General features: G+C 64.6%; 8 protein-coding genes. 7 read left to right on the top strand and 1 reads right to left on the bottom strand.

Translation table 11 applies throughout. From position 1 onward, the window contains the following. The first annotated feature begins 68 nt into the window (after positions 1-68). The 4 genes from ACLFLU_RS28560 to ACLFLU_RS28545 are packed head-to-tail and all read left to right on the top strand — an operon-like array spanning position 69 to position 5214. Positions 69-851, top strand: a complete 783-nt coding sequence (locus tag ACLFLU_RS28560) for a hypothetical protein (protein WP_334524552.1) — start codon at positions 69-71, stop codon at positions 849-851. Between the two features lie 10 nt (positions 852-861). After that, positions 862-2466, top strand: coding sequence for a hypothetical protein (locus tag ACLFLU_RS28555; protein ID WP_426408084.1), 1605 nt, complete (start codon positions 862-864; stop codon positions 2464-2466). Positions 2467-2482: 16 nt separating this feature from the next. After that, the gene (locus ACLFLU_RS28550) at positions 2483-3718 is read left to right on the top strand and encodes an ATP-grasp domain-containing protein (protein WP_426408083.1); all 1236 of its coding nucleotides are present in this window, start codon (positions 2483-2485) and stop codon (positions 3716-3718) included. Then, positions 3715-5214, top strand: a complete 1500-nt coding sequence (locus tag ACLFLU_RS28545) for a pyridoxal phosphate-dependent decarboxylase family protein (RefSeq protein ID WP_426408082.1) — start codon at positions 3715-3717, stop codon at positions 5212-5214. The genes ACLFLU_RS28550 and ACLFLU_RS28545 overlap by 4 nt, the downstream gene beginning before the upstream one ends. An 82-nt stretch (positions 5215-5296) precedes the next feature. Here the strand turns inward: ACLFLU_RS28545 and flbT are convergent, their stop codons facing one another. After that, entirely contained in the window at positions 5297-5722 is a 426-nt protein-coding gene (gene flbT / locus ACLFLU_RS28540) for a flagellar biosynthesis repressor FlbT (protein ID WP_426408081.1), read from the bottom strand. A gap of 322 nt (positions 5723-6044) precedes the next feature. On the opposite strand from flbT, the gene ACLFLU_RS28535 reads away from it, so the two are divergent. From ACLFLU_RS28535 to ACLFLU_RS28525, 3 genes are all read left to right on the top strand, one after another. Then, positions 6045-8336 carry a DUF1522 domain-containing protein gene (locus tag ACLFLU_RS28535; protein WP_426408080.1) on the top strand — a complete coding sequence of 764 codons (2292 nt, stop codon included), beginning with the start codon at positions 6045-6047 and terminating at the stop codon, positions 8334-8336. Positions 8337-8695: 359 nt separating this feature from the next. Beyond that, positions 8696-10987 (top strand): DUF1522 domain-containing protein, encoded by a 2292-nt coding sequence (locus ACLFLU_RS28530; RefSeq protein WP_426408079.1) that lies wholly within the window; start codon positions 8696-8698, stop codon positions 10985-10987. Between the two features lie 314 nt (positions 10988-11301). Further along, a complete protein-coding gene (locus tag ACLFLU_RS28525) occupies positions 11302-13593 on the top strand; it encodes a DUF1522 domain-containing protein (protein WP_426408078.1) in 2292 nt (763 codons plus the stop codon). Positions 13594-13802: the final 209 nt, after the last annotated feature.

The following is a 13802-nucleotide window of genomic DNA, read 5'->3' as shown; positions in this document are numbered from 1 at the left end:
GGCATTAAGGCGCCGTTAACCATGCCTGTTTACCTCTTGGTGAGGATTTGAGCGGGGCGGAGCCGTCGATGTCGGACAAGATGCAACTGGTGGTGGCCACGCCATGCTTTGGCGGGCAGGTGTCGAGCATTTACGCGAGCTCGATCTTCGCGCTCCAGCGCGCCGTGCACGGCATGTCCAATCTCGGGCTCAAGGTGCATTTGCGCGACGGCGACGCGCTGATCACCCGCGCGCGGGCCAATCTGGTCGCGATGTTCCTGGACGACCCCGATGCGACGCATTTCCTGTTCATCGACGCCGATATCGGCTTCAAGCCGGAGCAGGTGTTCCGGCTGATCGAATCCGGCGCCGACGTCGTCGCCGGCTGCTATCCGATCAAGCGGGTCAATTGGGACAAGGCGACGCGCGCGATCAAGGCCGGCCGGACCGACGTCACGGCGGCCTCGCTCGACTACGTGCTCGAGATCGAGGATCCCGACCGCATCGTGGTGGTCAACGGCTTCACCCGCGTGCGCTATGCCGGCACCGGGTTCCTGATGATCCGGCGCCAGGCGCTGGAGGCGATGTGCCGTCATCCGGACTACGCCCATCTGCAATTCTTCCGCGAGCATTCGCACGACTCGCTTGTCGCAAGCCAGAACCGGTTCGCGCTCTTCGAGTGCATGATCGATCCGGCGACCGGCACATATCTCTCGGAAGACTTCGCCTTCTGCAAGCGCTGGACCGATATCGGCGGCGAGATCTGGGCCGACATCCAAAGCTCGCTCGACCACGTCGGTCCCTCGGTGTTCCACGGCGACATCGCCTCGCAATTCGCGCCGGCCCCTGCGGCTGCGGCCGACGCGGCGTGAGCCTGTCGGGATGAGCATCGGCGCATCCCGCCTGTCAGACATCGAGCGAGCGTCCGAGGGCGGCTCGCGCTATCGCCTGCGCGATCTCTTCACGCCGCTGGATACGCTGCTCGTATCCGGAGGCGACCAGCGGCTGGCGCTCGATCCGAAGGAGCGCGTCAATGCCTATGGCTGCGCGCCGTCGCCCGAGCCCGAGATCTGGAATTTCGCCTCGTCGACGGCGTCATCGATCTCGCAGGCCGCCTATGACCGCGCCGCGCTGGCGCGCGAGGAGCTGGTCCACAAATCGTTGTTCGACGAAGTCGAGATCGCCTTCGACCGGCGCTGCGAGGACATGCGCGACGAATTGCGTGGCCACTTCCAGCTCTCGCCGCGCGTCGATGTCGTGTTCTCGCCATCGGGGACGGATTCCCAGCTTCATGCCCTGTTCCTGGCCCGCGCGGTGCTCGGCGCGTCGCCAGTGACGATCGTGGTCGGGGCCGACCAGACCGGCAGCGGCACGGCGCATACCGCGCGCGGGCACCATTTCAGCGCGATGACGGCGAGCGGCGTTGCGGTGCGCAAGGACGCTGCGATCGCGGGCCTCGCCGGGGACAGCATCGGCATACCGCTGCTCGGCGCCACGTCTGGCCTCGCGATGCGCGCCGACGCGGATGCCGAGGTCATGCGTGCAATCGAGGACAGCCTCGCGCAAGGCCGGCGCGTTTTGCTGCACGTTATGGATTCGTCAAAGCTCGGCTGGCGCGCGCCGAGCGCCGCCTGTCTCGATGAGATCGCGCGGCGCTGGCCACGCAAGGTTCAGGTCGTGGTCGATGCCTGTCAGGCGCGGCTCAGCCGCCGGCGGCTGCGCTTCTATCTCGATCGCGGCTACATGGTGCTGATGACCGGCTCGAAGTTTTTTGGCGGCCCTGCTTTCAGCGGCGCGCTGCTGGTGCCGAAGGGCCTCTCGCGCGCGCTCGACCGGATTGAAGGGATTGCGCCGGGCTTCTTCGACTATGTCGGCCGCTGCGACTGGCCGATGACGTGGACGGCGCTGCGCTCGCGCTTTGAACGCCGTCCGAATTTCGGCCAATGGTTGCGCTGGGAAGCGGCGCTGGCCGAGATCGGCAACTACTACGCCGTGCCCGGGGCGTTCCGCGCCTGGGCGCTGGCCGAGCTCGCGGCCGGCATCGACAGCATGATCGCGCTGTCGCCGTCGCTGCGCGCCGTACCGGCAGTCTCCGACAAGGCGGATGCGGACGATGAGGAATTCGCACATCGTACGATCTTTCCATTCACGCTGCTTCGTAACGGCAAGCCGGTGTCCATCGCCGATACCAGCGCCGTTCATCGCACGCTTGCGCGCGACATGAACGACGACATCGCCGGGAGCGCGGCTGACCGGCAGGTGGCCGCACAACGCTGTTTCGTCGGCCAGCCGGTGCGGCTGGGGCAACCGGACGACGTGCCGCAGGCTGCGCTGCGCCTGTGCGTCGGCGCACGGCTCGTCACCGAGGCTTGGTCGGCCGACAGCGTGCAAGCGCAACGCAATGTGCAGCACATCCTCGATCGCATCGCCCACGTCCTGGTGAAGACCGAGCTGCTGCTTGACCATACCGCCGCTGTGCCGGCGTAGCCCTGATAGGTGTGAGATGTTGCATCCGCTTGCCGTGCCGAACTTTGCCGACCGTATCGGCTTTGCGCATTTGACGCGCCAGGCCTTCGAGGGCGTCGATCTGCACCCGTTGCGCGAGCGGCTGCTGGCGCGGATCGCGGAGGGGACGGCGCAGGCGGGCGAGGGCCTCGATCTGTCGCTGATTGCCCAGCTGATGGGCGAGAAGGAAGCCGGCCTCGTGATCCAGTCCGAGGTGCTCTCCTTCCACCAATTGTTTCGGACGCCCGCCGCGGCGCCGAAGCCGGGCTTGCGCGTGCTTGCGCTCGCGGCCGACATCGACATGGGCGGCAACACGCCGATCGAATTTTTGCTCGAAGGCTCCGATATCGAGCTCCTGACTCTCTATGTGACCAAGGACAAGGGCCTGCCGGAAACGCTGCCTGAGCACGACGTTGCCATCGTGGTCGCATCCGACTCCGAGGAATGCCGCGAAGCGCTGGCGCTGATCGAGAAAGCCGCGCCGCGCTGGCCGCGGCCGCTGCTCAATCGCCCCGAGCTGATCGGCAATCTCGACCGCGACAAGCTCTATCGGTTGCTGGCTGATATCCCCGGTCTGGACATTCCCGTGACGGCTAACGCGACGCGCGCGCAATTGACAGCTCTCTCGGAAGGACGGATCGCTTGCGCGGAGATCTCGGGCGAATTGCACTTTCCGATGATCGCAAGGCCGCGCGGCACGCATGCCGGCGTCGGGCTCGCTAAGATCGACGATGCGGCGGCGCTCGCGGTCTATCTCGCCGAACGGCAGGAGCAGGACTTCTTCGTCGCGCGCTTCGTCAACTACGCGAGCCCGGACGGGCTCTTCCGCAAGATCCGGCTCACCATGGTCGACGGCAAGCCTTATGCCTGCCACATGGCGATCGCCGATCGCTGGGACATCTGGTATCTCAACGCCTACATGGCGTTCAGCGAGGAGAAGCGCGCTGAAGAAGCGATCTTCATGCAAGACTTCGATCGCGCTTTCGCAGCGCGTCACAAGAATGCGCTCGACGAAATGAGCCGGCGCGTCGGCCTCGATTATTTCATCGTCGATTGCGCCGAGAACCGGAACGGCGAGCTTCTGGTGTTCGAGGCCGACAACACCGCCGTCGTGCACAACATGGATTCGCCGGTGGTGTTTCCGTACAAGCCGCCGCAGATGCGCAAGATCTTTGCCGCGTTCACCGCGATGCTGTCGCGGCATGCAAAAGCGGGCGTGGAGAGCGCAGCATGAACGAGATCATCCGCAACACGCAGGCATCGGTCACGAACGGATCGCTCGATCCGCAGGACTGGAGCGAGTTTCGTGCACTCGCTCATCGCATGCTGGACGATGCGATCGACGGTATCGCCAATGTCCGCGCGCGTCCGGTCTGGCGGCCGATCCCCGACGAGGTTCGCGCGGCGGTTCGAACCGATGTACCGCGCGCGGCAACCGATCTCGCCGACGTCTATCGCGAATTCTCCGAGCACGTCGCGCCCTACGCGACCGGCAATGTTCATCCCGGCTTCATGGGCTGGGTGCATGGCGGCGGCACGGCGGTCGGCATGGTCGCGGAGATGCTCGCGGCCGGCCTCAATGCCAATCTCGGCGGCCGTGATCACATGCCAATCGAGGTCGAGCGCCAGATCGTCGAATGGATGCGCGGCCTGTTCGGCTTTCCACAAGGCGCGAGCGGCATCTTCGTCACCGGTACGTCGATGGCCAATCTGATGGCGGTGCTGGTTGCGCGCACGAGCGCGCTCGGCGCGCTGGCGCGGCAGCACGGCATCGGCAATGACGGCACGCTGCTCACGGCCTACGCGTCGAAGGCCGCGCATGGCTGCATCTCCCGCGCGATGGACATCGCCGGGTTCGGCACCGATGCGCTGCGCAAGATCGATGTCGGTGCCGATCATCGCATCGATGTCGCCGCGCTACGCGCGCAGATTGCAATCGATCGCGAGGTTGGCTTCAAGCCGTTCCTGGTGACGGCATCGGCCGGCACTGTCGACATCGGCGCGATCGACGATCTCAGGGCGATCGCGGATCTGTGCCACGAAGAAGGCATCTGGTTTCACGTCGATGGCGCCTTCGGTGCGCTCGCGATCTTCTCGCCCGAGCTCGCCCCGCTGCTCGAGGGCATCGAGCTCGCGGATTCGATCGCGCTCGACTTCCACAAATGGGGGCAGGTGCCCTATGACGCCGGCTTCCTGCTGGTGCGTGACGGCGAACGGCATCGGCAGGCCTTTGCGCAGCCGGCGGCCTATCTGAGCCGCGAGGCGAGGGGGCTTGCGGCCGGTGCTGTCTGGCCGTGCGATCTCGGTCCGGATCTGTCGCGCGGTTTCCGCGCGCTGAAGACGTGGTTTACGCTCAAGACATTCGGCACCGACCGGCTGGGTGCGGTGATCGCGCGCAGCTGCGCGCTCGCAAGATATCTCGAAACGCGCGTGCTCGCCGAGCCCCGGCTCGAGCTGCTCGCGCCGGTCAATCTCAACATCGTCTGCTTCCGCTATCGCGCCGACGATGCGATCAATCGGGAGATCGTCGCCGATGTCCAGGAGTCCGGCATTGCCGCGCCGTCGAGCACGACGCTGGGCGGCAAGTTCGCGATCCGCGCCGCGATCGTCAACCATCGCACCGATGAGACGGATATCGACGCCCTGGTGTCGGCCGTGCTCGCATTCGGCACGCGGCGGACCGGAGACGGATTGATCGAGGTCGAGGCGCCGCCTCTCGTGGCGCAGTGATCGCGCTGGACTGAAACGACAACGGCCCCGGACATCGTCCGGGGCCGTTGTCGTTTGCGCGGGTCTTTGAACCTGCCAGGGATCACGCAGCCGAGCTGACTTCACCCTCGGGATGCGCGGCGTTGTATTGGTCGCGCAGCTTCTCTTCATAGGCGATCAGCTTGCGGGCATCCTTCAGCGCCCGGTAGAGGTCGCCGTTCAGGATGTTGTTGTTGATGGCCTCGATGATCGGCCAGGAACTCGGCACCGCGGTGACGATGTCGCGCACCAGGTTGAAATAGGTGCCGTGCTGGGTCTGCGGGTCCGGCGAGATATACATCAGCTGGACCGCCAGATAGACGAGCTTTGCGGGCGTATCCGCGGTCTCGGGCGTGAGGATATCGCGCTCGCGCAGGATCGGCACGTTGTCGCCATCGATCAGAAGGCGAGCCCGCTGGTCGGTGTTGGTGATTACGCAGTTGCCGACAATGATGCGTTCGTGCGGCCTGAGCTCGACCTTGAGGGCCATTGCCTGTTCTCCATCAACGCTTTCGTAACCGAAGCGCGGGTTGTCGCGGATCAGGGTGCAATACTCCCTCAACATTAGTTAACGAGTTCTGAATCCGGGCCGGCGCCACGGAAAAGCTCAATCATATCAATGTCGAAATTGCGCAGAGGCGCGACGTCGCCGCTGTGTAGGTGAGCCGAATCACGCCGCGACTCAGCGAAAGCGCCGGTTTCATTTCATGCTTCGTTAGATTCTCGACGCCACGGTCCGCAGGTCGCTGGATCAATCAAGATCCATGCAGACGCGTAACAGTAGCGTCGTTTACCAGAAAGGTAACAGAGTTATGTCAGGCATCGTCCTCTCGGCATCGGTTCGTCAGAACCTGCTCTCCCTCCAGTCCACCGCTGATCTTCTCGCCACCACCCAGAACCGTCTGTCGACGGGCAAGAGCGTGAACTCGGCCCTGGACAATCCGACCAACTTCTTCACGGCACAGTCGCTCGACAACCGCGCCAGCGACATCAACAACCTCCTCGACAACATCGGCAACGGCGTGCAGGTGCTGCAGGCTGCCAACACCGGCATCACCTCGCTGCAGAAGCTCGTCGACTCCGCGAAGTCGATCGCCAACCAGGCGCTCCAGACCACGGTCGGCTACTCCACCAAGTCCAACGTTTCGACCACGATCTCGGGCGCGACGGCTGCGGATCTGCGTGGCACGACCTCCTATGCGAGCACGGTTGCCAGCAGCAACGTCCTGTTCGACGGCACGGCTGGCGGCACCCACGCTGCGAGCGGCACGACGACCCTCGGCGCGACCCAGGGCGTTCTCACCGGTGCGGCGGCGACGGCCGGCGACGGTTCGACGGCCATTACGGCGGGTATCACGCTGCTCGGCACTGGTGCAGCGACCGCGACCGGCCTGGTCGGCAACGCCCAGCCCTCCGATGGCGACACGCTGACCGTCAACGGTCACACGATTACCTTCCGCTCCGGCGTTGCACCGACTTCCTCGACGGTCGCGAGCGGCCTTGGCGCCAGTGGCAACATCACCACCGACGGCGCGGGTAACTCGACCATCTATCTGGGCGACACCACGACGCCGAAGGGTACGGTCGGTGACCTCACCACCGCGATCGACCTCGCCAGCGGTGTGAAGGTTGCGTCGATCAGCGCCGGTGCGGCGACGATCTCTCAGAGCGCCAACGCGACCGCCGTTTCGGACGTCGGTGTCACGACGGCCGGCAAGCTCACGCTGCACAGCTCGAGCGGTGCCGATCTGAGCATCACCGGCAAGGCCGACCTGCTGAAGGCCCTCGGCCTGTCCAGCGCCACCGGCGGCGGCAACGCGACGGTGAGCGTGAACCGCACCACCAGCTCCGGTTCGCTGGGTCAGCAGATCCAGGACGGCTCGACGCTGAATGTCGACGGTCATGTCATCACCTTCAAGAACGGCGCTGTTCCGGGCTCCGCGGGTGCTCCGGCGATCCCGAGCGGCTCCGGCGTCAGCGGCAACGTCCTCACCGACGGTGCCGGCAACTCGACGGTCTATCTGTCGTCCGGCACGATCTCCGACGTGCTGAACGCGATCGACCTTGCCTCCGGCGTGCAGACCGCGACGATCGCGGCCAACGGCACGGCGACGCTGAAGACCGCGACCGGCCAGACCAACTCGTCGATCAACGCCTCGGGCCAGCTCAAGGTCTCGACCGGCGTGAATGCCGACCTGTCGGTCACCGGTACGGGCAATGCCCTGAACGTGCTCGGCTTCGCCGGCAACACCGGTACGGCGACCGCCTTCACCGCTGCGCGCACCTCGGGCATCGGCGGCATCACCGGCAAGACCTTGACCTTCTCCTCCTTCAACAGCGGGACGGCGGTCAACGTCACCTTCGGCGACGGCACCAACGGCACGGTCAAGACGCTCGATCAGCTCAACTCGCAGCTTCAGGCCAACAACCTGACCGCCACGATCGACGCCAACGGCCTGCTGACGGTCTCGACCACCAACGACTACGCGTCCTCGACGATCGGTTCGAGCGCCGCGGGTGGTTCGATCGGCGGCACGCTCACCACCGCGCTGACCTTCTCGACGGCTTCCAGCCCCGTCCAGGATAGCGTTGCCCAGACCGCTCGTGCGAACCTGGTGTCTCAGTACAACAACATCCTGAGCCAGATCGACTCGACCTCGCAGGACTCCTCGTTCAACGGCGTCAACCTGCTGAACGGCGACCAGCTCAAGCTGGTGTTCGACGAGACCGGCAAGTCGAATCTGAACATCACCGGCGTGACCTACAACTCCAAGGGCCTCGGCCTCGCCTCGCTGACCAGCGGTGTCGACTTCATCGACAACTCCGCGACCAACAAGGTGCTGTCGAACCTGAACGCCGCGTCGAGCACGCTGCGCTCGGAAGCTTCGAGCCTCGGCTCGAACCTCTCGGTGGTGCAGGTTCGTCAGGACTTCAACAAGAACCTGATCAACGTGCTGCAGACCGGTTCGTCGAACCTGACCCTGGCCGACACCAACGTCGAAGCCGCCAACAGCCAGGCGCTGTCGACCCGCCAGTCGATCGCGGTCTCGGCGCTGTCGCTGGCCAACCAGTCGCAGCAGAGCGTGCTGCAGCTGCTCCGCTAATAGCGGCTGACATCGCAAGCAAGATCAGGCGGCGGGGCTTCGGCCCCGCCGCTTTCTTTTTGTGTATTGGCATCCGAGTGCCGCTCACTCAGATGGAGACGATGCACTCGAATGCAGCGAATTGCCTACTCTGAGTTATGGTTGACAAGTAGCAAACGTCCTGCCTTTGCAACAAAAAGCATCATCCGATCATGGCGATACAAGCGGGCTCGATCCGGCGCTGATCGCTCATATGGTGAATCCGCGCAAGGACTCGCGCGACACGCTTCATGCTTTGTTAGCCACCTACGTTCACCGTCCCGGCATCGATTAATCCTAATCGAAGTTTGTTGCGTTGCGTACCAGAAGGGTAACACTCAATGTCCGGTATTGTTCTCTCCTCCTCGGTTCGTCAGAACCTGCTCTCTCTCCAGTCCACCGCCGATCTTCTCGCCACCACGCAGAGCCGTCTGTCGACCGGCAAGAGCGTCAACTCGGCCCTGGACAATCCCACCAACTTCTTCACGGCGCAGTCGCTCGACAACCGCGCCAGCGACATCAACAACCTGCTCGACGGCATCGCCAACGGCGTGCAGGTGCTGCAGGCCGCCAACACCGGCATCACCTCGCTGCAGAAGCTGATCGACAGCGCGAAGTCGATCGCCAATCAGGCGCTCCAGACCACGGTCGGCTACTCCACCAAGTCCAACGTCTCGACCACGATCTCGGGCGCGACGGCTGCGGACCTGCGTGGCACGACCTCCTATGCGAGCACGGTTGCCAGCAGCAACGTCCTGTTCGACGGCACGGCTGGCGGCACCCACGCTGCGAGCGGCACCACGACCCTCGGCGCGACCCAGGGCGTTCTCACCGGTGCGGCGGCGACGGCCGGCGACGGTTCGACGGCCATTACGGCGGGCATCACGCTGCTCGGCACTGGTGCAGCGACCGCGACCGGCCTGGTCGGCAACGCCCAGCCCTCCGATGGCGACACGCTGACCGTCAACGGTCACACGATCACCTTCCGCTCCGGCGTTGCACCGACTTCCTCGACGGTTGCGAGCGGCCTTGGCGCCAGCGGCAACATCACCACCGACGGCGCGGGTAACTCGACCATCTATCTGGGCGACACCACGACGCCGAAGGGTACGGTCGGTGACCTCACCACCGCGATCGACCTCGCCAGCGGTGTGAAGGTTGCGTCGATCAGCGCCGGTGCGGCGACGATCTCCCAGAGCGCCAACGCGACCGCCGTTTCGGACGTCGGTGTCACGACGGCCGGCAAGCTCACGCTGCACAGCTCGAGCGGTGCCGATCTGAGCATCACCGGCAAGGCCGACCTGCTGAAGGCCCTCGGCCTGTCCAGCGCCACCGGCGGCGGCAACGCGACGGTGAACGTGAACCGCACCACCAGCTCCGGCTCGCTGGGTCAGCAGATCCAGGATGGCTCGACGCTGAATGTCGACGGTCATGTCATCACCTTCAAGAACGGCGCCGTTCCCGGCTCCGCGGGTGCTCCGGCGATCCCGAGCGGCTCCGGCGTCAGCGGCAACGTCCTCACCGACGGTGCCGGCAACTCGACGGTCTATCTGTCGTCCGGCACGATCTCCGACGTGCTGAACGCGATCGACCTTGCCTCCGGCGTGCAGACCGCGACGATCGCGGCCAACGGCACGGCGACGCTGAAGACCGCGACCGGCCAGACCAACTCGTCGATCAACGCCTCGGGCCAGCTCAAGGTCTCGACCGGCGTGAATGCCGACCTGTCGGTCACCGGTACGGGCAATGCCCTGAACGTGCTCGGCTTCGCCGGCAACACCGGCACCGGGACCGCCTTCACCGCGGCCCGCACCTCGGGCATCGGCGGCATCACCGGCAAGACCTTGACCTTCTCCTCCTTCAACAGCGGGACGGCGGTCAACGTCACCTTCGGCGACGGCACCAACGGTACGGTCAAGACGCTCGATCAGCTCAACTCGCAGCTTCAGGCCAACAACCTGACCGCGACGATCGACGCCAACGGCCTGCTGACGGTCTCGAGCACCAACGACTACGCGTCCTCGACGATCGGTTCGAGCGCCGCGGGCGGCGTCATCGGTGGTACGCTCACCACCGCGCTGACCTTCTCGACGGCGTCTACGCCTACGCAGGATACAGTTGCCCAGACGGCCCGTACCAACCTGGTCAGCCAGTACAACAACATCCTCCAGCAGATCGACTCGACCTCGCTCGACTCGTCCTTCAACGGTGTCAACCTCTTGAACGGCGACCAGCTCAAGCTGGTGTTCGACGAGACCGGCAAGTCGAACCTGAACATCACGGGCGTGACCTACAACTCGAAGGGTCTCGGCCTCGCTGCACTGACCGGCGGTGTCGACTTCATCGACAACGCCGCCACCAACAAGGTGCTGACCAATCTGAACACGGCGTCGAGCACGCTGCGTTCGGAAGCCTCCGCCCTGGGTTCGAACCTGACGATCGTGCAGGTTCGTCAGGACTTCAACAAGAACCTGATCAACGTGCTGCAGACCGGTTCGTCGAACCTGACGCTGGCCGACACCAACGTCGAAGCGGCGAACAGCCAGGCGCTGTCGACCCGCCAGTCGATCGCGGTCTCGGCGCTGTCGCTGGCCAACCAGTCGCAGCAGAGCGTGCTCCAGCTGCTCCGCTAACAAGCGGAAGACATCGCAAGCAAGATCAGGCGGCGGGGCTTCGGCCCCGCCGCTTTCTTTTGAGGCCGGGGTCTTTTGACGACGCCCCAAAAGGTAACCGTTGGTTATGGTTAATGGAGCGTAAGCGCGAAAAATTGCCAACGATTTCAGTCTGATTGGCAGCCGCACCAGCGTCTCTCTCGGGTTTATGGTGAACCGGTGCTTAGACCCGCGAGACTCGTTTCACCCTTTGTTAGCCATGTCCCCGCAGGCTGTCCCCGTCACTCGATCCGAAGCGATCGAACGAAGACGCGTAAGCCAGAAGGGTGAAAGTCATGTCCGGTATTGTTCTCTCTGCGTCGGTTCGTCAGAACCTCCTGTCTCTCCAGTCCACCGCTGATCTGCTCGCCACCACACAGAATCGTCTGTCGACCGGCAAGAGCGTCAATTCGGCCCTGGACAATCCCACCAACTTCTTCACGGCACAGTCGCTCGACAACCGGGCCAGCGACATCAACAATCTGCTCGATGGCATCGCCAACGGCGTGCAGGTGCTGCAGGCCGCCAACACGGGCCTGACCTCGCTGCAGAAGCTGATCGACTCGGCGAAGTCGATCGCCAACCAGGCGCTCCAGACCACGGTCGGCTACTCCACCAAGTCCAACGTCTCCACCACGATCGCGGGTGCGACGGCGGCCGACTTGCGCGGCACGACCAGCTTTGCCAGTGCTTCTGCTTCCAGCAACGTGCTCTATGACGGCACGGCAGGTGGTGTTCATGCCGCGAGCAGCACCACGACCCTCGGCGCGACCCAGGGTGTTCTCACCGGTGCGGCGGCGACGGCCGGCGACGGTTCGACGGCCATTACGGCGGGCATCACGCTGCTCGGCACTGGTGCAGCGACCGCGACCGGCCTGGTCGGCAACGCCCAGCCCTCCGATGGCGACACGCTGACCGTCAACGGTCACACGATCACCTTCCGCTCCGGCGTTGCACCGACTTCCTCGACGGTCGCGAGCGGCCTTGGCGCCAGTGGCAACATCACCACCGACGGCGCGGGTAACTCGACCATCTATCTGGGCGACACCACGACGCCGAAGGGTACGGTCGGTGACCTCACCACCGCGATCGACCTCGCCAGCGGTGTGAAGGTTGCGTCGATCACCGCCGGTGCGGCGACGATCTCCCAGAGCGCCAACGCGACCGCCGTTTCGGACGTCGGTGTCACGACGGCCGGCAAGCTCACGCTGCACAGCTCGAGCGGTGCCGATCTGAGCATCACCGGCAAGGCCGACCTGCTGAAGGCCCTCGGCCTGTCCAGCGCCACCGGCGGCGGCAACGCGACGGTGAACGTGAACCGCACCACCAGCTCCGGTTCGCTGGGTCAGCAGATCCAGGACGGCTCGACGCTGAACGTCGATGGTCATGTCATCACCTTCAAGAACGGCGCCGTTCCCGGCTCCGCGGGTGCTCCGGCGATCCCGAGCGGCTCCGGCGTCAGCGGCAACGTCCTCACCGACGGCAATGGCAACTCGACGGTCTATCTCTCGTCCGGCACGATCTCCGACGTGCTGAACGCGATCGACCTTGCCTCCGGCGTGCAGACCGCGACGATCGCGGCCAACGGCACGGCGACGCTGAAGACCGCGACGGGGCAGTCAAACTCATCGATCAATAGCTCCGGCCAGCTTCGCATTGCGACGGGCATCAATGCAGACCTCACCATCACCGGCTCGGGCAATGCGCTGAACGCACTTGGCCTTGCCGGCAACACCGGTACGGCGACCGCCTTCACCGCTGCGCGCACCTCGGGCATCGGCGGCATTGCCGGCAAGACCTTGACCTTCGCCTCCTTCAACGGTGGCACGGCGGTCAACGTCACCTTCGGCGACGGCACCAACGGCACGGTCAAGACGCTCGATCAGCTCAATACGCAGCTCCTGGCCAACAACCTGGCCGCGACGATCGATGCCAACGGGGCTCTGACAATTACCGCGTCCAACGACTACGCGTCCTCGACGATCGGATCGACCACCGCGGGCGGTGCGATCGGCGGTACACTGACTACCGCGCTGACCTTCTCGACGGCATCCACGCCCATCCAGGATGCGGTTGCCCAGACCGCCCGTGCGAACCTGGTGTCTCAGTACAACAATATCCTGAACCAGATCGACACGACCTCGCAGGACTCCTCGTTCAACGGTGTGAACCTCCTGAACGGCGACCAGCTCAAGCTGGTGTTCGACGAGACCGGCAAGTCGAGCCTGAACATCACCGGTGTGACCTACAACTCGAAGGGTCTGGGCCTCGCCGCACTGACCGTCGGCGTCGACTTCATCGACAACGCCGCGTCGAACAAGGTGCTGACCAACCTGAACGCCGCGTCGAGCACGCTGCGGTCGGAAGCCTCGGCGCTCGGTTCGAACCTCTCGGTGGTGCAGGTTCGTCAGGACTTCAACAAAAACCTGATCAACGTGCTGCAGACCGGTTCGTCCAACCTGACGCTGGCAGACACCAACGTCGAAGCGGCCAACAGCCAGGCGCTGTCGACCCGCCAGTCGATCGCGGTCTCGGCGCTGTCGCTGGCCAACACCTCTCAGCAGAGCGTGCTCCAGCTGCTCCGCTAATAAGCAGCTGAAATTACTCAATAAAACCGGGCGGCGGGGCTTTTGCTCCGCCGCTCTTTTTTTGCGTTCTGAGACAGGGAAGGGCGTACACCGGCCATTAACCCTATCCCTTAAACCGGCGTTAACCATACTTTAAAGGACAGCCCCTAAAACTGGACAAAAGCCCGCTTCCAGACCCGCGCGGCCGATTCGTATCCGGTTCAAGAGGA

The sequence above is a fragment of the Bradyrhizobium ganzhouense genome (genome assembly GCF_049949285.1).
Taxonomy (GTDB): Bacteria; Pseudomonadota; Alphaproteobacteria; order Rhizobiales; family Xanthobacteraceae; genus Bradyrhizobium; species Bradyrhizobium ganzhouense.
This window is presented reverse-complemented; position numbering and strand designations above follow the sequence as displayed.

Coding starts and splice junctions, on each gene's coding strand:
- ACLFLU_RS28560 (WP_334524552.1), top strand. CDS start 69: ATGTCGGACAAGATGCAACTGGTGGTGGCCACGCCATGCTTTGGCGGG.
- ACLFLU_RS28555 (WP_426408084.1), top strand. CDS start 862: ATGAGCATCGGCGCATCCCGCCTGTCAGACATCGAGCGAGCGTCCGAG.
- ACLFLU_RS28550 (WP_426408083.1), top strand. CDS start 2,483: ATGTTGCATCCGCTTGCCGTGCCGAACTTTGCCGACCGTATCGGCTTT.
- ACLFLU_RS28545 (WP_426408082.1), top strand. CDS start 3,715: ATGAACGAGATCATCCGCAACACGCAGGCATCGGTCACGAACGGATCG.
- flbT (WP_426408081.1), bottom strand. CDS start 5,722: ATGGCCCTCAAGGTCGAGCTCAGGCCGCACGAACGCATCATTGTCGGC.
- ACLFLU_RS28535 (WP_426408080.1), top strand. CDS start 6,045: ATGTCAGGCATCGTCCTCTCGGCATCGGTTCGTCAGAACCTGCTCTCC.
- ACLFLU_RS28530 (WP_426408079.1), top strand. CDS start 8,696: ATGTCCGGTATTGTTCTCTCCTCCTCGGTTCGTCAGAACCTGCTCTCT.
- ACLFLU_RS28525 (WP_426408078.1), top strand. CDS start 11,302: ATGTCCGGTATTGTTCTCTCTGCGTCGGTTCGTCAGAACCTCCTGTCT.